This window comes from Pseudomonas atagonensis, assembly GCF_011369485.1.
Classification (GTDB): Bacteria; Pseudomonadota; Gammaproteobacteria; order Pseudomonadales; family Pseudomonadaceae; genus Aquipseudomonas; species Aquipseudomonas atagonensis.
Genome location: NZ_VXCA01000009.1, coordinates 1 through 20426 on the forward strand (window position 1 = coordinate 1; position 20426 = coordinate 20426).

Annotated in this window: 19 protein-coding genes; 12 read left to right on the plus strand and 7 right to left on the minus strand. The window is 59.4% G+C overall.

Going from position 1 to position 20426, the window contains the following annotated elements:
- Window positions 1–106: 106 nt before the first annotated feature.
- Window positions 107–547, plus strand: coding sequence for a peptidoglycan-binding protein LysM (lysM, locus tag F2P67_RS05560; protein WP_027611221.1), 441 nt, complete (start codon window positions 107–109; stop codon window positions 545–547).
- Between the two features lie 105 nt (window positions 548–652).
- On the opposite strand, the gene yrfG is transcribed toward lysM, so the two are convergent.
- Entirely contained in the window at window positions 653–1315 is a 663-nt protein-coding gene (gene yrfG, locus F2P67_RS05565; RefSeq protein ID WP_166218390.1) for a GMP/IMP nucleotidase, read from the minus strand.
- An 88-nt stretch (window positions 1316–1403) separates the two neighbouring features.
- On the opposite strand from yrfG, the gene nudE reads away from it, so the two are divergent.
- On the plus strand, window positions 1404–1973 hold the full coding sequence (gene nudE / locus F2P67_RS05570) for an ADP compounds hydrolase NudE (RefSeq protein WP_095190590.1): 570 nt from the start codon (window positions 1404–1406) through the stop codon (window positions 1971–1973).
- Between the two features lie 7 nt (window positions 1974–1980).
- Window positions 1981–2808, plus strand: a complete 828-nt coding sequence (cysQ, locus tag F2P67_RS05575; protein WP_166218393.1) for a 3'(2'),5'-bisphosphate nucleotidase CysQ — start codon at window positions 1981–1983, stop codon at window positions 2806–2808.
- Window positions 2809–3013: 205 nt separating this feature from the next.
- Here the strand turns inward: cysQ and F2P67_RS05580 are convergent, their stop codons facing one another.
- Genes F2P67_RS05580 through rfbC form a run of 4 tightly spaced genes read right to left on the minus strand, consistent with a single transcriptional unit; the run spans window position 3014 to window position 7244 of the window.
- Complete coding sequence (locus F2P67_RS05580) at window positions 3014–3469, minus strand: YiiD C-terminal domain-containing protein (protein ID WP_166218395.1); 456 nt, start codon at window positions 3467–3469, stop codon at window positions 3014–3016.
- Window positions 3466–4851: a sigma-54-dependent transcriptional regulator gene (locus tag F2P67_RS05585; RefSeq protein WP_166218397.1), complete on the minus strand. Its 1386-nt coding sequence runs from the start codon at window positions 4849–4851 to the stop codon at window positions 3466–3468. The genes F2P67_RS05580 and F2P67_RS05585 overlap by 4 nt, the downstream gene beginning before the upstream one ends.
- Window positions 4848–6656 carry a sensor histidine kinase gene (locus F2P67_RS05590; protein ID WP_166218399.1) on the minus strand — a complete coding sequence of 603 codons (1809 nt, stop codon included), beginning with the start codon at window positions 6654–6656 and terminating at the stop codon, window positions 4848–4850. Before F2P67_RS05590 ends, F2P67_RS05585 begins: the two co-directional genes overlap by 4 nt.
- A gap of 42 nt (window positions 6657–6698) precedes the next feature.
- On the minus strand, window positions 6699–7244 hold the full coding sequence (rfbC, locus tag F2P67_RS05595) for a dTDP-4-dehydrorhamnose 3,5-epimerase (RefSeq protein ID WP_166218401.1): 546 nt from the start codon (window positions 7242–7244) through the stop codon (window positions 6699–6701).
- 168 nt (window positions 7245–7412) lie between these two features.
- Here rfbC and F2P67_RS05600 point away from each other — a divergent pair, with 168 nt between their 5' ends.
- From F2P67_RS05600 to F2P67_RS05610, 3 genes are all read left to right on the plus strand, one after another.
- Complete coding sequence (locus tag F2P67_RS05600; protein WP_166218403.1) at window positions 7413–10325, plus strand: aminotransferase; 2913 nt, start codon at window positions 7413–7415, stop codon at window positions 10323–10325.
- Window positions 10326–10510: 185 nt separating this feature from the next.
- On the plus strand, window positions 10511–11617 hold the full coding sequence (gene aguA / locus F2P67_RS05605) for an agmatine deiminase (protein WP_166218405.1): 1107 nt from the start codon (window positions 10511–10513) through the stop codon (window positions 11615–11617).
- A 246-nt stretch (window positions 11618–11863) separates the two neighbouring features.
- A complete protein-coding gene (locus F2P67_RS05610) occupies window positions 11864–12076 on the plus strand; it encodes a hypothetical protein (protein WP_166218407.1) in 213 nt (70 codons plus the stop codon).
- Between the two features lie 187 nt (window positions 12077–12263).
- Here F2P67_RS05610 and F2P67_RS05615 read toward each other — a convergent pair whose 3' ends face one another.
- A complete protein-coding gene (locus tag F2P67_RS05615) occupies window positions 12264–14357 on the minus strand; it encodes a TonB-dependent receptor (protein WP_166218409.1) in 2094 nt (697 codons plus the stop codon).
- A gap of 254 nt (window positions 14358–14611) precedes the next feature.
- On the opposite strand from F2P67_RS05615, the gene F2P67_RS05620 reads away from it, so the two are divergent.
- The 6 genes from F2P67_RS05620 (at window position 14612) to F2P67_RS05645 (ending at window position 19327) form a co-directional block, all read left to right on the plus strand.
- Window positions 14612–15280 (plus strand): DsbA family protein, encoded by a 669-nt coding sequence (locus tag F2P67_RS05620; RefSeq protein ID WP_166218411.1) that lies wholly within the window; start codon window positions 14612–14614, stop codon window positions 15278–15280.
- A gap of 297 nt (window positions 15281–15577) precedes the next feature.
- A complete protein-coding gene (locus tag F2P67_RS05625; RefSeq protein WP_166218413.1) occupies window positions 15578–16882 on the plus strand; it encodes an OprD family porin in 1305 nt (434 codons plus the stop codon).
- Between the two features lie 232 nt (window positions 16883–17114).
- Complete coding sequence (locus F2P67_RS05630) at window positions 17115–17861, plus strand: 2OG-Fe dioxygenase family protein (RefSeq protein ID WP_166218415.1); 747 nt, start codon at window positions 17115–17117, stop codon at window positions 17859–17861.
- Window positions 17862–17940: 79 nt separating this feature from the next.
- Entirely contained in the window at window positions 17941–18318 is a 378-nt protein-coding gene (locus F2P67_RS05635; protein ID WP_016986309.1) for a GNAT family N-acetyltransferase, read from the plus strand.
- A complete protein-coding gene (locus F2P67_RS05640) occupies window positions 18315–19031 on the plus strand; it encodes an AzlC family ABC transporter permease (protein WP_166218417.1) in 717 nt (238 codons plus the stop codon). The genes F2P67_RS05635 and F2P67_RS05640 overlap by 4 nt, the downstream gene beginning before the upstream one ends.
- Window positions 19010–19327 carry an AzlD domain-containing protein gene (locus tag F2P67_RS05645; RefSeq protein WP_007952614.1) on the plus strand — a complete coding sequence of 106 codons (318 nt, stop codon included), beginning with the start codon at window positions 19010–19012 and terminating at the stop codon, window positions 19325–19327. Before F2P67_RS05640 ends, F2P67_RS05645 begins: the two co-directional genes overlap by 22 nt.
- Here the strand turns inward: F2P67_RS05645 and F2P67_RS05650 are convergent.
- On the minus strand, window positions 19244–20170 hold the full coding sequence (locus tag F2P67_RS05650) for a LysR family transcriptional regulator (protein ID WP_166218419.1): 927 nt from the start codon (window positions 20168–20170) through the stop codon (window positions 19244–19246). The genes F2P67_RS05645 and F2P67_RS05650 overlap by 84 nt on opposite strands.
- Between the last annotated feature and the right edge of the window lie 256 nt (window positions 20171–20426).

A 20426-nucleotide genomic window follows, 5' to 3' on the forward strand; every position in this document is an offset into this window, starting at 1 on the left:
ATTCTACCGTCTGGTCGGGGGTGGGGTCATTGGTCGGCCAGGAACCGGGTTTGTTCGGGGTGGTCTAGGCTTGGACGTCTGGAACCCAAATCAAGGAGTGTGCGCCATGAGTCTTTTGAGCTTTGTGAAAGAAGCCGGTGAAAAGCTGATCGATCTGCTAACCCCGGGCAACGCCAATGCCAGCGAGCAATTGAAGGAACACATCAGCAAGGTCGGGCTGGGCAATCCGAATGTGCAGGCGACGGTGGATGGCGACAAAGTCACGGTGACCGGTGAGGTGGCGAGTCAGGAAGAGAAAGAAAAAATTCTGCTGGCCGTCGGCAATATTGAAGGTGTGGGCAGTGTTGATGATCAGATCACGGTGACCGGGCCGGTGGTGGCTGCCGCACGTTTTGTTGTGGTGAAAAAGGGCGACACCCTTAGTGCGATTTCTCTGGCGGTGTATGGCAACGCCAACCAATACAACAAGATCTTCGAGGCGAACAAGCCGATGCTCAAGGATGTGAACAAGATCTATCCGGGGCAGACGTTGCGTATTCCCGAGTAATCAATAACCCCTGTGGCGAGGGGANNTCGGCTGCGCAGCAGTCGCAAAAAACGTGGGGCCGCTACGCGACCCAACGGGGATAAATCCCCTCGCCACAATGGATCTTCAAAGACCGCGGATCAGGTCGCGATAATCCTCAACCGCCGCAAACTCGGCTGTGTCCTTCTGCCCTTTGCGGCTGTCCGGCTCTTTCACTGCCAACAAATGCGCCACGCCAAAATCCCGTGCGCTGCGCAGAATCGGCAGGGTGTCGTCGATAAACAGGCTGCGTGCCGGATCAAAATCGATATCCGCTTGCAGGGCATCCCAGAATTGCGGGTTCTCCTTTGGGAAACCGTAATCATGCGAGCTGATCAGCCGTTCGAAATACGGTGCCAGTTCAATCCGTTCCAGCTTCAATGACAACGAATCGCGGTGCGCGTTGGTGATCATGATCACCCGTTTGCCGGCGCGTTTGATCGCATCCAAAAACGTATCGGCGTCCGGGCGCAGGGCAATCAGATGGGCGGTTTCCTGTTTCAGGTCTCGTACTGACAGCTTGAGCTCGGCACTCCAGAAATCCAGGCAATACCACTGCAATTGTCCGGCATGGCGCTCGAACAGCGGCTGCAACTCCATCTCGGCCATCGCCGGGCTGACCCCGTGCAGTTCGGCGTAACGCCGGGGCAGGTGTTCCAGCCAGAAATGGTTGTCGAAGTGCAGGTCCAGCAGCGTGCCGTCCATGTCGAGCAGAACGGTATCAATGTCGGACCACGGTAATGAAGGCATGGCAACGTCTCAAACGGTAGAAAGATATCCGACACAAACAATCGGGAAAGCCGCGTTATAGTAGCGCGTTCACGCCAAGGAGCTTTGCATGCGCCAGAAACCCACCGTACTCGCCCGCGAAATCGTCGCCACCAGTCGTCTGTTTTGCGTCGAAGAACTGAAGCTGCGTTTTTCCAATGGCGTGGAGCGCACTTACGAGCGACTGGTCGGCAAAGGTGCAGGCTACGGCGCGGTGATGATTGTGGCGATGCTTGATGCCGAGCATGCAGTGCTGGTCGAGGAGTATTGCGGCGGCACTGACGAATACGAGTTGTCCTTGCCCAAAGGCCTGATCGAGCCGGGTGAGGATGTGCTGGCGGCGGCCGAGCGTGAGCTCAAGGAAGAAGCCGGTTTCGGCGCACGGCAACTGGAGCATCTGACCGAGCTGTCGCTGTCGCCCGGTTACATGAGTCAGAAGATTCAGGTGGTGTTGGCCACCGATCTGTACGAAGAGCGTCTGGAGGGTGACGAGCCCGAGCCGATGCGGGTCGACAAGGTCAATCTGCGCGAGTTGTCGGCGCTGGCGCTGAATCCGCAGTTTTCCGAAGGTCGCGCCCTGGCGGCGCTTTATTTGACTCGCGACCTGCTCAGCCAGCGCGGTGTTTTCAGTTATGAGTGAGCATTTGATGAACTTCCCACATCCATTGATGGCTCCGGTGGTTGAACTGGCGTTGCGAGCGGGCGAGGCGATTTTGCCGTTCTGGCGCGCCGGTGTTGAAGTCACTGCCAAGTCCGACGATTCGCCGGTGACTGCCGCCGACCTCGCGGCCCATCACTTGATAGTTGCCGGACTGACGACGCTCGATCCGAGCATTCCGATTCTGTCCGAAGAGGACGCCAACATTCCACAAAGCGTGCGTGCTGGCTGGCAGCGCTGGTGGCTGGTGGATCCGCTGGATGGCACCAAGGAGTTCATCAGCGGCAGCGAAGAGTTCACGGTCAACATCGCGCTGATCGAAAACGGTCGTGTGGTGTTTGGCGTGGTGTCGATGCCGACCAGTGGTCGCTTCTATGTCGGTGGTAGCGGGCTCGGTGCCTGGCGTTGCGACAAGGGCGGCTCGCTGGTTTCGATTCAAGTGCGTGACGTGCCAGGCCCGGGTGAGGCGTTCACCGTGGTCGCCAGCCGTCGGCACTCCAGCCCCGAGCAGGAACGTCTGCTGGCCGGGTTGAGTGCGAGTCTGGGCGAGCTGCAACTGGCGAACATCGGTAGTTCGTTGAAGTTTTGCCTGTTGGCTGAAGGTGCGGCGGATTGCTATCCGCGACTGGCACCGACTTCGCAGTGGGACACGGCAGCGGCGCAAGGTGTGCTGGAAGGCGCGGGCGGTGAAGTGCTGGATTTGCAGGGCGAAGCGTTCTGTTACCCGGCGCGGGAATCGCTGCTGAACGCGTTCTTTCTGGCGTTGCCGGCGAAGGCGGCGTGGCGGGCGAGGTTGTTGGAGTTGGCCCGAGGGTAAGTGGCCTGATCCAGAATGCCCCTCACCCCAGCCCTCTCCCCTAGGAGAGGGAGCTGACCGAAGTGTCTGACGTTTTACATCGACCTGAAAGACCGAGTCGATTACGGATTCAATAAAGCTCTCTCAGGTCGGTGTTTATCTGAAGCATCTCCCAATTAGTCCCCTCTCCCCCCGGGAGAGGGTTAGGGTGAGGGGCTCTTGGTCTTCAGCGGTGCAAAACGTACTGCCCGCTAAACCTCACTGCATCCTCATCACTGCCCGCATTCACAATCCGCGTATTCAGCGTCAGCCGTGCCCGTCCATATCGCTGATACATCGCCAGAAACTTCTTCCACTCCGCCGCGCTCGGCGCCGGGCAAATCGCTGTGGCATTTCCTGTCACCGGCAGTGGATAACTGATCTGTCCTTCCTGAATCACGATGTGCCCGTCAGTAATGCCCTCTTCTTTCAAGCGCAAATGCAACCAGCCCCAACCGGCGAGTACAGCGCCGCAATAGAGACTGCCGCCGAACATGGTGCTCTTGTGGTTGACGTTGGGCTCCAGCGGCAGAAGCAGACTCAACTGCTGCTCACGCCAGTCGAGCACGGTCAGACCCATGTCCCGGGTCAGGGGAATGTCGTGATGGAGAACGGACTCCAGATATTGCCTGTGATCGGTCATTCGTTCTCTTCCCCATGGCTGCTGTCGCCGAAGTTGAGGCCATGTTTGCGCAATTTGTCGTGCAAGGTTTTGCGCGGAATGCCCAGCGCTTCGGCGAGGCTGCGCACGGAGCTGTGTGAGCGCGCCAGTTCGGCGGCAATCAACGACTTCTCGAAGTTTTCCACTTGTTCGCTGAGGCCGCCGCTGACCGTTTCGATTTTAGAGCCAGCGGCGCCGTTGCCTTCGCTGTTATCCAGCGCCAGTTCCAGGCCCAGCGCAAAACGCTCGGCGGCGTTTTGCAGTTCGCGCACGTTGCCGGGCCAGGTGTGGCGCAACAGCAAGGCGCGTTGCGCCGGTTGCAGTTCGTGGGGCGGCAAACCGTGGCGGGCGCTGGCTTCATCGGCGTAATGCTGGAACAGCACCAACACGTCTTCGCCGCGCTCGCGCAGCGGCGGAATGCGCAACGGCGCAACGTTGAGGCGGTAGTACAAGTCGGCGCGGAAGCGACCCTGATCGGCAGCCTGACGTAAATCTTCCTTGGTCGCGGCGATGACCCGGATGTCCAGCGGGATCAGTTGATTTCCGCCCAGGCGTTCGACCACGCGTTCTTGCAGCATGCGCAGCAGTTTGACCTGCACATCCAGGCTCATACTTTCGATTTCATCGAGAAACAGTGTGCCACCGTTGGCGAATTCGAATTTGCCGATCCGGCGTTTTTGCGCGCCAGTGAATGCGCCTGGCTCATGACCGAACAGCTCACTTTCCACCACTGACTCGGCCAGTGCGCCGGCGTTGATCGCCACGAACGGACCGTTACGGCGGCTCGACAAGTCGTGCAGCGCGCGGGCGACGACTTCTTTGCCGGCGCCGGTTTCGCCGAGGATCAGTACGTCAGCCTTGGTCGCCGCCAACGCGCCGATCTGTTCACGCAAACGCAGCATCGGCGTCGAATGGCCGACCAGACGTGTGCTCAGTTCGTTGCGATCACTCAAGGCCAGCCGCAGGCTGCGGTTGTCCAGCACCAGGCGGCGCAGGGCCAGGGCGCGGCGCACGCTGTCGAGCAGCGCGTCGCTGGCGAAGGGCTTTTCGAGGAAGTCATAGGCACCGGCGCGCATGGCCTGCACCGCCAGCGGCACATCGCCGTGACCAGTAATCAGCAGCACCGGCAGCTCCGGATCCTGCGCGTGCAATTCGCTGAGCAATTCGAGTCCGTCCATGCCCGGCATGCGGATGTCGCTCACCACCACGCCCGGCCAGTCGCGCTCCAGTTGCCCGGCCAGGCCTTTGGCTTCTGATAGCGCAAGGATCTTCAGGCCGGCCAGATCCAGCGTCTGGCCGAGGGCCTGACGCAGGTGCGGGTCGTCGTCGATCAACACCACCTGAATGCGATTGTCGATGGTCATGCACTTCGGTCCTCGGACGGTTGCAGGCTGACCCCGGGCGCACCGGCGCGCAGCCGCAGGGTAATCAAGGCGCCGCCCTGCTTGTGGTTGGCGAACGATAGTTCACCCCCGAAGGCGCGCATCAGCGTTTCACAGATTGCCAGCCCCAGCCCCAGACCCTGCGTGCGGGTCTTGGTGGTGTAAAACGGCTCGCTGGCGCGGCCGAGGGCTTCCATGCAGAACCCCGGGCCGTTGTCGCGAATGTACAGGTTGACGCCTTCGCCGGTGGATTCGGCACTCAGCCACAGTTTGCGCGGCGGGCCTTTTTCGGTAAGAGCGTCGAGGGCGTTGGCCAGCAGGTTGCCGAGCACCTGGCGCAGGCGGGTTTCGCCGGCCTCGACCCACAGCGTGGCGGCAGGCAAGTCGCGGATCAGCTCGACCTCCATGCTGCGGCGACGTTTGGCCAGCAGTGCCAGCGCATCGTCCAGCGCCGGTTGCAGCGCGACGCTTTCGGGGGCGTGCCGGTCGCGGCGGGCGAAGGCGCGCAGATGGGCGATGATCGAGGCCATGCGCCCGGTCAGTTCGCTGATCAGTTTGAGGTTGCCGCGGGCATCGTCGGTGCGCTGATGATCGAGCAGCACTTCGGCGTTTTCGGCGTAGCTGCGGATCGCTGCCAGCGGTTGATTGAGTTCGTGGCTGATGCTCGCCGACATGGTGCCCAGCGCCGACAGTTTGCCGGCCTGCACCAGGTCATCCTGGGCGCGCACCAGTTCCTGCTGCGCCTGTTCGCGTTCCAGCACTTCCTGTTTCAGGCGACGGTTGAGGCCTTCAAGATCGCTGGTACGTTCGGCGACCCGACCTTCGAGTTCGCGACGCGCCTTGGCTTCAAAATCGATGCGCTCCAGATAATGCCGACGGCGCTGCATCATCAGGCCGAGCAACAGCATCAACACCAGCAACGTGGCGCCACCGATGGCGACGACGGTGCGCACCGGGCGATCAATCAGCGTGCGCGGGGCGAGGATGCTGACGCTCCAGCCGGTTTCGGCGATGTCGTGGGTCTGTGTCAGCCAGGCGTTTGCGCCGAGATTGAGCGGTCGCGGTTCGCGGGTCGGATAGGGCTGGATCGCTGTGATGGCGGCGCGTTCGCTGTCGCTCAGCACGCGGGTCGAGCGAAAACGCCATTCCGGGCGCGACGTCAGGATGACCACGCCGTTGTGGTCGGTTACCAGCAGTTGTTCCGGGGTTTTGCCCCACAGACTTTCGGTGTGATCCAGATCGACTTTGATCACCAGCACGCCGATGATTTTTTCGCCGTTGCGCACGGCGGCGGCGAAGAAGTAACCGCGTTTGGCCGAGGTCGTGCCGAGACCGAAAAAGCGCCCGAGACGCCCGGCCATGGCTTCGCTGAAATACGGGCGAAACGAGAAATTGCGCCCGACGAAACTGTCGTGTTTGTCCCAGTTCGACGCTGCCAGCGTTTGACCACTGGTGTCCATCAGATACATGACTTCGGCGCCGGTCTGCGCCGCGATATTTTTCAGCAGACGATTGGCATTGCCCTGGGTGACACCATCGTCCGGAGCCCCCAGGACCGCGCGCAGGGCCGGCAGGTCGCCAAGGATTTGCGGCAACATTTCGTAGCGGTGCAGGGTGCCGAGCAGGTTGGCGACGTACAGGTCGAGGGTCTGGCGGTTCTGGCCGGCCAGTTCGCTGCGGTAATAACGCTCGGCGAGATGTTCCAGCGGCCACAGTAGCGGCGCGAGACACAGGGCCAGCAGCGCAAGGCTGCGCCAGCGGGGTCTGCGGGGAAGGGTTGGTTTCATGGGCCGGATGCGCCTGGGGTGACAGGCGCATTATGCCTAGGCTCAGGCGAAGACGTCAGCGTCCTTGAGCAGCGCTGCTGCCTGATCCTTGGCCGACAGCTTCGGCGCTTCGTCCAGCTGCCAGTCGATGCCCAAAGCCGGGTCGTCCCAGCGAATGCTGCGTTCGGACGACGGGTCGTAGTAGTTGGTGGTCTTGTAGAGGAATTCGGCGAACTCACTCAGCACCACGAAACCGTGGGCAAAACCTTCCGGCACCCACAGCTGACGGTGGTTTTCCGCCGACAGGCGCACGGCCACCGACTTACCGAAATGCGGTGAGCTGCGGCGGATGTCCACGGCCACGTCCAGCACTTCGCCAACGGTGACGCGAACCAGTTTGCCCTGGGTGTTTTGCAGTTGGTAATGCAGCCCACGCAGCACGCCTTTTTGCGAACGCGAGTGGTTGTCCTGAACGAATTGGGTATCCAAGCCAGTCGCGTCGTGAAAGGCCTTGGCATTGAAACTTTCGTAAAAGAACCCGCGCTCGTCACCAAACACCTTCGGTTCGATGATCAGAACACCGGGCAAGTCGGTGGTGATTACATTCATGAGGATTTCCTGGGCAGGTGTGAATGGGCGACATTCTTGCGCAAAGTGCTGACGGGTGCGAGGGGGCCGGTAGAAATACCAGGACTCGCCGCAATTGTCGTGTGGGGGTTGCGCATCCTCTGAAGCAATGGCGATATAAGCGCCTAATAAAATTTCAGGGGTCGTTTCATGCCGCTCGCCACGTTGATCCATCGCGCCAGTTTGCCCAGCCCGCAGGTTTCCGAAGAGCAGGCCCGGCAATGGCTGGCAGAACATTACGGGCTCAGCGGCACGTTGCAGGCGCTCGGCAGTCAGCAGGATCTCAATTACCGTGTCGACAGCGCTCGCGGGCGATTTGTATTGAAGATCTGCCGTGGCGACTATGCCCTGGTGGAACTGCAGGCCCAGCACGCGGGCCTGAAATTTCTCGCCGAGCACTCGACCGTCCATGTGCCGCGAGTGATTGTCGCCAACAACGGTCAGGACTTGTTGTCGCTGGAAGCCGGCGGCGAAGCGGTGCATGTGCGTCTTCTGGAGTACATCGAAGGTCAGCCGTTGACCCATCTCGATCATCTTGGAGATCAAGTCGTGGCGAGATTCGGCCGATTGTGCGGCGAGATGGATCTGGCACTGTCCGGTTTCGACCACCCGGGGCTTGAGCGCACATTGCAGTGGGATGCGCGTCACGCCAGTGCATTGATCGGCCATTTGTTACCGGTGATCAAGGACGCGCAGCAGCGCGAACTGCTTGCCGACGCCGCCGAACAGGCCGAGCAGCGTTTGCTACCGCTGCAGGACAAACTGCCAGTGCAGGCGATCCACATGGACATCACCGATGACAACGCCGTATGGGCGCGGGACGCTCAGCGGCACTGGCAGTTGCAAGGGGTGATCGACTTTGGCGATCTGGTGCGTACCTGGCGCATTACTGATCTGTCGGTGACGTGTGCGGCGTTGCTGCATCATGCCGCTGGCGATCCGTTTGTCATCCTGCCGGCAGTGCAGGCTTACCACGCCGTCAATCCGCTGCAGCGCGAAGAACTGCAGGCGTTGTGGCCGTTGATCGTCGCGCGGGCGGCGGTGCTGGTGCTTAGTGGCGAGCAGCAGGTCAGCATCGATCCGGGCAATGCCTACAGCCGCGACAACCTGGTTCACGAGTGGGAAATTTTCCGGGTTGCCACGTCGGTGCCGCAGGCATTGATGGAAGCGGCGATTCTCACAGCAGTGGGGCAGACCCTGCCGGTGATCGAGAGCGACGGCTTCGCGCCCTTGTTGCCCGGGTTGCTCGGGCGCGAGTTTGCCTTGATCGATCTGGGTGTTCTGAGCCCGCATTTCGAAGCGGGCAACTGGGAGCAGGAAGGTATCGATCAGCGCCTGTTGAATGAGGCAGCTGTCGCCCATGGCCTGGCGGCGAGCCGCTATGGTCAGTACCGTTTGTCGCAAACCCGTGTCGACAGTCCGGTGGAGCCCGACACCTTTGCGTTGCACGTCGAATTGCGGCTCCCGAGCAGCACGGTCGTCGAGGCGCCGTTTGCCGGTGTACTGCATCAGGCAGCGGACGGCGCGCTGCAACTGGAGGGCGAGTCACTCTGCGTTCGTCTGTGGGGCGTGACGCCATCGTTGCCAACCGGTGCGGCGTTGCTCAAAGGTCAGGTGCTGGGCGCGGTCAGTGGAGCGTTGCAAGTGCAGTTGTGCAGAGGCACGCAATTGAATCCACCGCTATTTTGCGCGCCTTCCCGCGTGCCGGCGTGGCAGGCGTTGTGCCCATCGCCGGCGGCTTTACTGGGGCTGGCCTGTGATGCCGAGCCGGAGCTGGACGCGAAAACCCTGCTCGAACGCCGCGACGCCAGTTTCGCCCGCACACAAAAACACTATTACGTGGATCCGCCGCGTATCGAGCGCGGCTGGCGCAATCACCTGATCGACATGCAGGGCCGCTCCTACCTCGACATGCTCAACAACGTCGCGGTGCTCGGTCACGGTCATCCGCGCATGGCGGCGGTAGCGGCCCGGCAATGGTCGCTGCTCAACACCAATTCACGCTTCAACTATGCAGCGGTGGCCGAGTTTTCCGAACGGCTGCTCAAACTGGCGCCGGAAGGCATGGATCGGGTGTTTCTGGTCAACAGCGGCAGTGAGGCCAATGACCTGGCGATTCGTCTGGCGTGGGCCTACAGCGGTGGTCGCGACATGGTCAGCGTACTCGAGGCCTATCACGGCTGGACGGTCGGTGCCGATGCGGTATCGACATCGATTGCCGACAACCCGAAAGCTCTGGAAAGTCGCCCGGACTGGGTGCATCCCGTGACAGCGCCGAACATGTATCGCGGTGAGTTCCGTGGTCAGGATTGCGCGCCGGATTACGTGCGCAGCGTTGAGCATCATCTGCAAAAACTCGCCGAGCAGAAGCGCCAGTTGGCCGGGTTCATCTGCGAACCGGTGTACGGCAATGCCGGTGGCATCTCGTTGCCGCCAGGGTATCTGCAACAGGTCTACGCGCGGGTGCGTGCGCAGGGCGGCGTGTGTATCGCCGACGAAGTGCAGGTCGGCTACGGGCGCATGGGCCGTTTCTTCTGGGGCTTTGAAGATCAGGGCGTGGTGCCGGACATCATCACCATGGCCAAGGGTATGGGCAACGGACAGCCGCTGGGTGCAGTGATCACGCGCCGGGAGATCGCCGAAGCACTGGAGGCCGAGGGCTATTTCTTCTCGTCGGCCGGCGGCAGTCCTGTCAGTTGCCAGATCGGCATGGCGGTGCTGGACGTCATGGAAGAAGAAAAACTCTGGGAAAACGCACAGGTGGTCGGTGGCCATTTCAAAGCACGGCTGGAGGCGTTGATCGATAAACATCCGCTGGTCGGCGCGGTGCATGGTTCCGGGTTCTATCTGGGGCTGGAGCTGATCCGCAATCGCGCGACGCTGGAGCCGGCGACCGAGGAAACGATGTTGCTGTGCGATCGCTTGCGCGAGCTGGGGATTTTCATGCAGCCGACGGGTGATGATCTGAACATCCTCAAAATCAAACCGCCAATGGTGACCTCGCGGCAGAGCGTGGATTTCTTTGTCGACATGCTGGAGCGGGTGCTCGAAGAAGGCCTGTAATCATGATTCCGTGGAAGCACCCGGCTTTCCACGGAATATCGGCCTTTAATTCGATTTGTATCGGTTTTAACCGGATGTTTTTAGATGGAATGCATTTTTTAAGTTTCAAATGACGATATTTATCGGTTATAAAGTCGCCATCGCTTTGCAAACCTTTTGACGGTTCCCCAGGAGTGCTGATTCCAATGACCACTTTGAAAAGTACCCCACGCGCCGATGGTTTCTACATGCCGGCCGAGTGGGCGCCGCAGACGCAGACCTGGATGATCTGGCCCGAGCGCCCGGACAACTGGCGTCTGGGTGGCAAACCGGCGCAGGCCGCACACGTGGCGGTGGCTAAAGCCATCGCGCGCTTCGAGCCTGTTACTGTGGCTGTCTCCGCCGGCCAGTACGAAAACGCCCGTGCGCGTCTGGATGTGCCGAATATCCGCGTGGTCGAGATGTCCAGCGATGACGCCTGGGTACGCGACAGTGGTCCGACGTTCGTGATCAACAACTCCGGCGAAGTGCGCGGTGTGAACTGGGATTTCAATGCCTGGGGCGGTTTCGATGGCGGCCTGTATTCGCCGTGGAATCGTGATTCCCAGGTCGGTGGCAAGATTCTCGAAATCGAGCGCAGCCCGCGTTATCGCACCGAAGGTTTCGTGCTTGAGGGCGGTTCGATTCACGTCGACGGCGAAGGCACGCTGATCACCACCGAAGAATGCCTGCTCAACCGCAATCGCAACCCGCACCTGGGCCGCGAAGAAATTGAAGCCGTGCTCAGCGCCAATCTGGCTGTGGATAAAATCATCTGGTTGCCGGACGGTCTGTTCAACGACGAAACCGACGGCCATGTGGATAACTTCTGCTGCTACGTGCGTCCGGGCGAAGTGCTGCTGGCGTGGACCGATGATCCACAGGATCCGAACTACCCGCGCTGCCAGGCGGCGATGAAAGTGCTGGAAAGCAGCACCGACGCCACGGGTCGCCCGTTCACAGTGCACAAAATGCCGATTCCGGGGCCGCTGTTCGCCACCGAGGAAGAGTGCGCCGGCGTCGATCCGGTGGACGGCACGCAGGAGCGCAATCCGTCTGTGCGTCTGGCCGGTTCCTACGTGAACTTCCTGATCGTCAATGGCGGCATCATCGCTCCGAGCTTCGACGATCCGATGGACGCGCCGGCCCGTGAAATCCTGCAGAAGCTGTTCCCGCAGCACGAAGTGGTGATGGTCCCGGGCCGCGAACTGTTACTGGGCGGCGGCAATATCCACTGCCTTACCCAGCAGCAGCCAGCGCCGCACAAAGAGTGAGTTGAGTCGTAACAGCTTGAGTTGATTAATAAATCGGCCGGGCAACGATTAGCTCGCTAAGCATACAAACAAGCCCGCAGCCCGGTTGGACTGCGGGCTTGTTTGTATCCGCTTGTCGACAACAGAGAAACATTGGCATAGCTCTTGTATTCATCACCCGTGCACTAGGGAGGGGGGAGAACTTCAACAGTTCTGTCATATACCTTGGATAACGTAGCCGCTCACGAACGGGGAGAGAGCGCTTAAATGAACGCCGAAGTGAACGTGATCAACGAGCGGACTTTGCATCCCATGGCCGTAAACGGCGAATCGCTCCAGATTGTCGCGCACTGGTTGAAGTCCAATGGAACGCGTCAGATCAGGGAACCTGATCCGCGCCGGATGATGATCGAGCGTTACCCCGCTGGCCTGTTCAGCGAGGCAGAACTGGAAGCGTTGTGGGCTGTAATGGAAGGATAAGAAGAACAACAGGGATTGGTAAAAGCGCTGCCGGGATGGCGGCGCTTTTTTATGCGTGACACAAAACCAGTGTGACCACTGAAATGTGGGAGGGGGCTTGCTCTCGAAGGCGTCAGGTCAGTCGACTACATCGTTACTGACTCACTGCATTCGGGAGCAAGCCCTCTCCTACAGGTTTTTGCGGTGATCAGAAGCTGTAGGTGCCGGTCATCACGACGCTGCGCGGTGCGCCTGGCTGGATTTGATACTGGCTGGTCGCCGAGGCGTAGTACTCGCGATCGGTGATGTTGTTCAGCGCTGCGCGCAAATCCCAGTCCTTCAAGCGGTAACCGACGAGCGCGTCCCAGCGGCCATAGCCGGGCAAAGTCACGTTGTTGGCGTTGTCGGCATAGCGCTGGCCGACCAGTGTCAGGCCGGTTTCACCGTACCAGCCCATTTCCGGTTTCCAGGTCAGGAACAGGCTGCCGTTGTGCTTGGCGACGTTGTTGATGCGTTTGCCTTCCAGACCGTTGTTGTCCTTTTCAATCTTCGCATCCTGCATGCCGACGCCACCGCGTACGTACCAGTTGCCAACGATGTTGCCGGTGGCGGTCAGCTCGACACCGCGAGAGCGTTGAACGCCGGTCATGATGGTCAGGGTCGGGTCATTCGGATCGGTGGTGCGACGGTTGTAGAGTTCCAGGTCGTAGATCGCCAGCGTGGTGCTCAGGCGATCATCGAGCCAGTCGCTTTTCACGCCGATTTCTTTCTGCTTGGTCAGCTCCGGACTGAGGTCGTTGGTGTTACCGGCCGCGCCCGGCGTGATGCCGATCAGGCCACCGCCCACCGGCGAGAAGGTTTTCGACCACGAGGCGTAGAACGAATGGTTCTGCAGCGGCGTCCATACCAGGCCCACGCGCGGGCTGGTGCTGTGGCTGTCGCGATCTTCGGAAATGTCTTTGAGTTTGTTGGTCGACTCGATATCGAAAGTGTCGTAACGCAGGCCGGCGAGCACTTGCCATTGATCGTTCAGGCGCAACTGATCCTGCACGTACACCGCGCGGCTTTCGACCTCGGTGTGGCTGCTGCTGGAAACCTGCATGGCGCCGGTGTGGCGCAGGTCGCGGTCGGGGTTGAACAGATCCAGCGACGGCACCGGTTGCGCGCCCGGCGTCTTGCCGGTGGCGGCGTTGTACAGCGTTGGATCGCGGCGCTGACTGCCGATCTCGATACCGGTCAGCAGACGATGTTCCAGACCAAACGTGTCGAAACCGCCTTCCAGCTCGACGTTGTTGTAAACGTTGCGGGTGGTCAGATCCTGTTGCCAGTGCTGGCGCGTGACCTTGTTGGTCCTGGCGTCGAAACCGGTCAGATAAGTGTTGTCGAAATCGCTGTCGAGCTTGAACACACCCAGGGTCTGGCGCAACTGCCAGTTGTCGTTGAGCTCATAAGTTAGCTTCGAACGCAGCGATTGCGATTTGTCGTCGATGAAATCGTGATCGTTGCCGTAGGTCGTGTCGCGACCGACATCGGCGGGGCGTCCGTTGACGCCTGGAATGCCGCGATCCGGCGTGCGGTTATAGCGGCTGTATTCGTATTGCACCAGCCAGTTGAGGTCGGGAGTCAGTTGCCAGCTCATCGATGGCGCGAACAGTTGGCGATTGCCGCTGACGCCGTCGCGGAAGCTGTTTTCATCCATGTTGCCCATGTTCAGGCGCAGGCTTATGTTGTCGCTCGGGTCGGTACTGAGGTCAGCGTAAAGGCTGCGCAAATCTTCGCTGCCGGCCTGGGCCTCAATGGTCGAACGGCGACCGGCCTCCGGCGCCTTGCTCACGCGGTTGACGATCCCTCCCTGGCTGCCTCGGCCGTACAGGACGGCGGCCGGGCCTTTGAGCACTTCTACACGCTCGATGTTGTGCAGGTCGCGTTTGTACTGGCTGTCGTCGCGAATACCGTCCAGGTAGAAGTCATTGCTCGCATCGAAGCCGCGGATACGCAGGCTGTCGAAACGGGTGTCGGCGCTGCTGCTGACGTTGGGCATGCCGCTCAAGGCATCGCCGATATCATTGGTGCCGTAATTGGCGACGTTCGACGTCTTGATCGAATCGATGGCCTGCGGCACGTAACGGACTGGCGTCGAGGTGCGGGTGGCGGTGTTGCTGACTTTGACACGCGGGTCATCGGCTTGGGTTTCGGCGCTGATGGCGGTGGCAGGCAACTCGGTTGCCGCGTAGGCAAAACCGCTGGACAGAAAAGCAGAAAGGCCAAGGGTGACGGGCGTGAGACGGAACGGGGCAGGCATTGAAAAGCGCATCCGAAAAGTGAGAAGAATTCGAGCGCGCGAATGGTAATGCTTTGCATTTACTCTCGTTAATTATTCCTGAGAAGTTCCTTGTTTCTATTGTTTCAATTTATGTCGAGTTTGATACAGATCGAATCCTGGTCATTCGACCGATTCGCGAAACAGACTGGAAACCAGACCGGCGTTTTTCCCAAAAGGCTGAAGGTCTAGTCTGCCGGCATTGATTTTTCCCACCTTTGCGCCGGAGTTTTCTGATGATCCTTCACTACATTTACGACCCGCTCTGTGGCTGGTGCTACGGCGCGAAACCGCTGGTGCAGGCTGCCCAGCAAGTGCTGCCTGTGATGGCTCATGCCGGCGGCATGATGAGTGGCGCCAATCGTCAGCCTGTGTCGGCGCAACTGCGCGACTACGTCATGCCCCACGACCGGCGAATTGCCGAATACACCGGTCAGCCGTTTGGCGAAGCCTATTTCGAAGGCCTGCTGCGCGATCACACGGCGGTATTCGACTCGACCCCACCAATCGCCGCCGTCCTGGCGGCAGAGGCTATCGATGCTCGTGGCCTGCAGATGCTCGGGCGTTTGCAGACTGCACATTATGTGGAAGGCCGGCGGATTGCCGACGAGTCGGTGCTGATCGATCTCGCCACACAGTCAGGATATGCACGCGACACCTTTCACGCTGCGTTCAAATCCGCCGACACCGAACACCATATAAAAGCCAGCCGTGCCCTGTTGGCGCGACTTGGCGGGCGGGGATTTCCTACGTTGGCACTTGAGCAGCACGGTCAATTCACCTTGATCGATCTGTCGCCTTGGCTCGGTAAACCAGAGGTCTTCGCCGCTTGGTTGAGGAAGGCCAACGGTGCCGATCATGCGGGTGAGTCGTCGGCAGTCTGCGGCCTCGATGGCTGCGCGTGAGAAGTACTGGATTCACTGGCTGCACGCGTTTCCGAGCAAGGACTCAGCGCAAAATTTGCGTTTCTTAGACGATTTTTACCTATTTAAAGACGATTCTTGAAATTGACACATTGTTCAGGGCGCGGCTACGATTCGGCCCAACGCCTGTGGCTAACCGCCATGACTCAAAATAAGGAGCAGGCCCGCCATGACATTGTCTGGGCGGGCCTTTTTGTTTCGGGGTGAATACAAGAGTGCAATAAGCGCCGTTTCAGCCGTTCGACACAGCGCGTTTCAACCCGTAATAAGGAAAACAAAATGTTGAACAAGCGGATCAGTCTGATCGCATTGGGGATGTTGAGCGCCACTCAGGCCATGGCTAACGACCAGGCCGAATCCAAGGGTTTTGTTGAAGACAGCAGCCTCAAAGTGCTGCTGCGCAACGCCTACATCAATCGTGACTACAAAGACGGAAACAAGGACAAGGCCGAATGGGGCCAGGCGGCCATCGGTACGTTCTCGTCCGGTTTCACCCAGGGCACCATTGGTGTCGGTGTTGATGCTTTCGGTCTGTACGCACTGCGTCTGGACGGCGGCAAGGGCCGCAGCGGCGCCGGTGGTATTGACTTCTTCAAGCAAGACAACAATGGCAACCCGGCTGACGACCTGGCCAAGGGCGGCGCGGCAGTCAAATTCCGTTTCTCCAACACCGTGCTGACCTACGGTGACCAGATGCCGGCCCTGCCGGTGCTGAACTACGACAACTCGCGTCTGCTGCCGGAAAGTTACACTGGTACTTTGATCACTTCCAAAGAGATCAAAGGCCTGGAGCTGAACGCCGGTCGCTTCACCGCTGAATCGCGCAAGAGCGATGAAGGCCGTGACAGCGGTGGTCTGAAGTCGATCAACGTGTTGGGCGGCAGCTACCAGTTCACTGAAAACTTCAAGGGTGCGTTGTACGCTTCCGACGTCGAAGACGTATTGAAGAAACAGTACGTGAACGCCAACTACGTGTTGCCGTTCAACAAGGATCAGTCGCTGACCCTGGACTTCAACGGCTACCGCACCAAGCTGGACAGCTCGTACGTTCGCGAAAACACTGTGCCTGGCAAGAGCATCGTAACCGGTCAGGACAACAAGATCTGGAGCCTGGCAGCAACATTCGCCACTGGCCCGCACTCGTTCACCGTGGCGCACCAGCGCTCCACCGGCGACAGCAACCTGGGCTACGCCTACGGCGGCTATCAGAAAGATCAACAGCGTGTTGGTGATGGCGGCAACACCATCTACCTGGCCAACTCCTACTGGTCGGACTTCAACGCTGAAGACGAGCGCAGCTGGCAGTTGGGCTACGGCCTGGACTTCGGCGCTTTCGGTGTTCCGGGTCTGAGCTACAACTTCGCTTACGTACGTGGCGACAACATCACCACGTCCACCAGCGAAGGCGGCACCGAGCGCGAGATCTTCAACCAGTTCAAGTACGTCGTGCAAAGTGGCCCGGCCAAAGACCTGAGCGTGAAACTGCGCAGCTCGATCCTGCGTGTTTCGCAGAAATCCAGCGAGTACAACGTCGGCGGCAACGAGCTGCGCGTGTTCGTGGACTACCCGATCAACATCTTCTGATGATCGGTCGAGTGTAAAACTCAATAAAAAAACCCCGACTTGCTCGGGGTTTTTTTTCGACGGTTTTTACGCGGAAACCGGAAAAAACCCGTGTTTTTGTCATGTAAAAGTTGTTTTCAAGTGGCTTCAAACGCCGTTTCAAACAGGGCTTTAAATGCCTGAAATTCTTTCTCATGGACGCAAATTCTCCACCTAATAAATTAGGCCGCTCAATGCAGCGGAGAATTTGGTAATGATCGTTTTGAACAGAGAAGTGGGCGAATCGCTACGGCGCGACAAATATGTCAACGTCCAGGGTGGTGACTTCAATCTCTACGGTCATTTCGCCGACTTCGTCAGACTGACCAAAAGTTGGGAAAACATGGAGCCTGACAGTTACTACGGTCAGGCCGAAGCCGGCATGCGTTACCGTCGTTACAGCGACTTTGAGTACAACCCAAAGACCCGCGAGCTCAAGCAACTCGAGCATCGCGCGTACGTGCAGTCCAAAGAGAACAACGCTTATGTGGGCGGCCTGGTGCGGCACTTCCAGGACTTCTCCGATGAAGTCATCGAATCGCCCGTCATGCGCAGCCTGATCGATACCGATTTCGAAGTGTACAAAAGCGTGTTGCCAGAAGAGCTGCACGATGAAATCTGGCAGTGCCAGATCCATCAGATCCGCATCGAAATCAAACCCGGCAAACAGCTGGAAATAACGCCGGAAGGGATTCACTGCGACGGATATCCGTTCAGTGGCGTGCACTTCTGGGGACGCAACAATGTCGAGGGTGCCGAGAGTCGTTTGTACGACATCCACGAGCATCAACTGGCGTCGACCACCTACCAGGAAATCCTCGACACCACGTACTTCCTCGATCGCGACATGCGCCACTACGTAACCCCGGCGCGCAACACGCACACCCATGCCATGGCATACCGGCAGATTCTGGCGATCTCTTTCTCGCGGCCCGGGACCGCTTTCGACATTGTTCGCTAATCAGATCACCCCAATCGACGGCGTCGAGTGCTCGACGCCGGTGGTGCTGCGTCGCGCCACGGCCAAGGATGCGCAGCGCATGGAGCGCTTTTTTCGCCAGTTCGACGAAGTGTCGTTCTGCGAATGGCAAGACGCCAAGTGCCTGCGCGGCGTACTGATCCAGAAAACCACCACGGCCTATCTCGCGTTTGACGTCGCCGGCGAAATCGTCGGCGCGGTGCTGGGCGGCATGCTTGGAAGCCGCGGGACAATCAATCATCTGGCCGTCAGTCCGCGCTATCGCAGCCAGGGCGTCGGCCAGCGCTTGGTGGAGGCCGCCTCGTCCGACATGAAACGGGTCGGTGTGCTGCGGATGTTTCTGTTCGTCGACGATGCTAACCTCGCGGGCAAACGATTCTGGGCTGCCCAGGGTTTTTGCGAGCCTCATGGCGAACGGACATTTGAGAGGGATCTATGAATGAAACGTCCGGCAGTGCGCCGCTGATGGTCAACCATCAGCCGTCGCGCACGTTTGCCGAAGCCAGTCCGGTGGTGGCCGGGTATTTCACCGTGTCATTCGTGTTCGGACTGATGGCCGTCAATGCCGGGCTGCCAATGTGGCTGCCGGTGGCGATGTGCTTGTTCGTGTATGCCGGCGCCTCGCAATTCGCTGCGCTGGCGCTGATTTCCAGCGGTGCGTCGCTGACGACCATCGTGTTGACCACGTTCCTGATCAATGCGCGGCACATGTTGATGTCGGTGTACATGGCCAAGGCTTTGCGCGCCCTCGGTTTGAGCCGCATGGAGCGCTGGGCTTACGCCGGTGGCCTGACCGATGAGTCCTTTGCTTTCCATAGCGTAAAGCTCGGCACCGGTGCGCCGGTCAATGTGCGCTATCTGATTGGCTTCAACCTGTTCTGCCACACGTCGTGGGTGCTTGGCGGTTTGCTGGGAGCCGTCTGCGCACAGTACGCGGCGCACCTGATCAAATATCAGCTCGATTACGCACTGACCGCGATGATGCTCTACGTGCTGGTGTCGCTGTGCAACACCCGTAACAAGCTGATTGCGGCCGGCGCTGCCGTGCTGTGCATGGGGGCTTTGAGCCTGGTCGGCAGTTCGCCGTTCAACGTTTTCATCGCCACGTTTGTGGGCTGCGGAGTGGGTGTATGCCTGACCAAACGTTCCTGATTCTGGTGGTCGCGCTGATGATGGCCGTGACCTTCCTGCCACGCGCCTTGCCCCTGCAAGTGAATACCGAGCACTGGCCGCCATTCGTGGCGCGGGCGCTGGAGTACTTGCCGGTGGCGATCGTCGCTGCGATCAGCCTGACTCCCTTGTTGATCAAGGATCAGCACATACAGCTCGATCGCCCGGAATTTTATGCAGCCATTCCGACTTTGTTATGTGCGTATTTCAGCAAAAACCTCTTTCTCAGTGTGGCGGTTGGGACGGCTGCGTACATTGCGCTCGGCTCGTTCATGTAGCGGCAGGTCGACGACATCGTTCAAGGCTTGGTTCGACAACTCCGGATTGTTCACCGCCAGGCGAACTTCGAGGAAATCCTCGAAGCCGGGGAAAATCGTCAGGCCGTTCCTTTGCGCGGCCTCGCGAGACACCATGCCGACCGCGTCCATCTGTGTGATGAGTGACAGCGTCAGGGTTTCGCTGCAGGAATAAACCATGCGCTGGCCGTTTTCGTGATTGCCCAGGCCTGCGTCGAGAAAACGCAAAAAGCTGTGGGAATACGGGCAGTCTTCTGCGGGGCGCACCTGAAACTTGTTGCCCAGCAACGTCAGCGGGTCGTTTTCCTGGCCGCAATGCGCGCCGACCACCTGAACCTGCACATCCGGCAGAACGATGCTCGGCAAACCCGGGCGTTGCGGGCCGATCAGTACCGCGAGATCAAAATCCTCGTTTTTCAGTTTGCTGAGGTTTTCCATCGACTCGGCGTAGCTGAATTCCATCTGGTAGTCGGAAAACACCTCAATCAGGCGTCCGATCATTCGCCTGTTGAAGTCGGACGACAGCGTGTTGTTCAGTGCGACCTTCAACGTGCGCTGGCCCGGCACCTTCAGCGCCTCGACTTTTTCTTCCATCTGTCGCGTGGCGATCAGCACCTTGTCCATATACGGCGTCAGCTCAGTGCCTTGCGGCGTCAGCGTCAGACCTTTGTTGGAACGACGAAACAAGCGGAAACCGAACTGCTCTTCGACCTTGTTCAACTGCGCGGCCAACGCCTGCACAGTCAGGCACGAGTGCTCGGCTGCGGCCGACAACGAGCCGGTCTGCACGATGCGCATGAGGTTGCGTAAGGTTCTGCTATCCATGGGTAATGCCCTCTGAAGTGGGCTGGGTATTGTTGTGTACGAAACTGCCGGTCCGGCGCCATATGCTGGCTATATTCCTGTACCTGAGCATAGTTGTCGCGGATTTAGTAGCGAATTGATGTCCCCGCCGATGGCTGGAGGCTGACACAGGATCGGGGTTTTTGGTGACGTGGGGGTGATGAAAGTCAAAAAATACTGACTTGGAATAACAATTCGTTGCTTTTTTCTGGAGGTGATCAAAGGAACAAAATTATTC

Bases quoted from the DNA above. Each gene is read 5' to 3' on its own strand.
- nudE (WP_095190590.1), top strand. From the start codon at position 1,404: ATGCGCCAGAAACCCACCGTACTCGCCCGCGAAATCGTCGCCACCAGT.
- F2P67_RS05645 (WP_007952614.1), top strand. From the start codon at position 19,010: ATGCCTGACCAAACGTTCCTGATTCTGGTGGTCGCGCTGATGATGGCC.
- F2P67_RS05585 (WP_166218397.1), bottom strand. From the start codon at position 4,851: ATGACCATCGACAATCGCATTCAGGTGGTGTTGATCGACGACGACCCG.
- F2P67_RS05640 (WP_166218417.1), top strand. From the start codon at position 18,315: ATGAATGAAACGTCCGGCAGTGCGCCGCTGATGGTCAACCATCAGCCG.
- F2P67_RS05620 (WP_166218411.1), top strand. From the start codon at position 14,612: ATGATCCTTCACTACATTTACGACCCGCTCTGTGGCTGGTGCTACGGC.
- lysM (WP_027611221.1), top strand. From the start codon at position 107: ATGAGTCTTTTGAGCTTTGTGAAAGAAGCCGGTGAAAAGCTGATCGAT.
- F2P67_RS05600 (WP_166218403.1), top strand. From the start codon at position 7,413: ATGCCGCTCGCCACGTTGATCCATCGCGCCAGTTTGCCCAGCCCGCAG.
- F2P67_RS05650 (WP_166218419.1), bottom strand. From the start codon at position 20,170: ATGGATAGCAGAACCTTACGCAACCTCATGCGCATCGTGCAGACCGGC.
- rfbC (WP_166218401.1), bottom strand. From the start codon at position 7,244: ATGAATGTAATCACCACCGACTTGCCCGGTGTTCTGATCATCGAACCG.
- cysQ (WP_166218393.1), top strand. From the start codon at position 1,981: ATGAACTTCCCACATCCATTGATGGCTCCGGTGGTTGAACTGGCGTTG.
- F2P67_RS05630 (WP_166218415.1), top strand. From the start codon at position 17,115: ATGATCGTTTTGAACAGAGAAGTGGGCGAATCGCTACGGCGCGACAAA.
- aguA (WP_166218405.1), top strand. From the start codon at position 10,511: ATGACCACTTTGAAAAGTACCCCACGCGCCGATGGTTTCTACATGCCG.
- F2P67_RS05580 (WP_166218395.1), bottom strand. From the start codon at position 3,469: ATGACCGATCACAGGCAATATCTGGAGTCCGTTCTCCATCACGACATT.
- F2P67_RS05625 (WP_166218413.1), top strand. From the start codon at position 15,578: ATGTTGAACAAGCGGATCAGTCTGATCGCATTGGGGATGTTGAGCGCC.
- F2P67_RS05610 (WP_166218407.1), top strand. From the start codon at position 11,864: ATGAACGCCGAAGTGAACGTGATCAACGAGCGGACTTTGCATCCCATG.
- F2P67_RS05590 (WP_166218399.1), bottom strand. From the start codon at position 6,656: ATGAAACCAACCCTTCCCCGCAGACCCCGCTGGCGCAGCCTTGCGCTG.
- F2P67_RS05635 (WP_016986309.1), top strand. From the start codon at position 17,941: ATGGAGCGCTTTTTTCGCCAGTTCGACGAAGTGTCGTTCTGCGAATGG.
- yrfG (WP_166218390.1), bottom strand. From the start codon at position 1,315: ATGCCTTCATTACCGTGGTCCGACATTGATACCGTTCTGCTCGACATG.
- F2P67_RS05615 (WP_166218409.1), bottom strand. From the start codon at position 14,357: ATGCCTGCCCCGTTCCGTCTCACGCCCGTCACCCTTGGCCTTTCTGCT.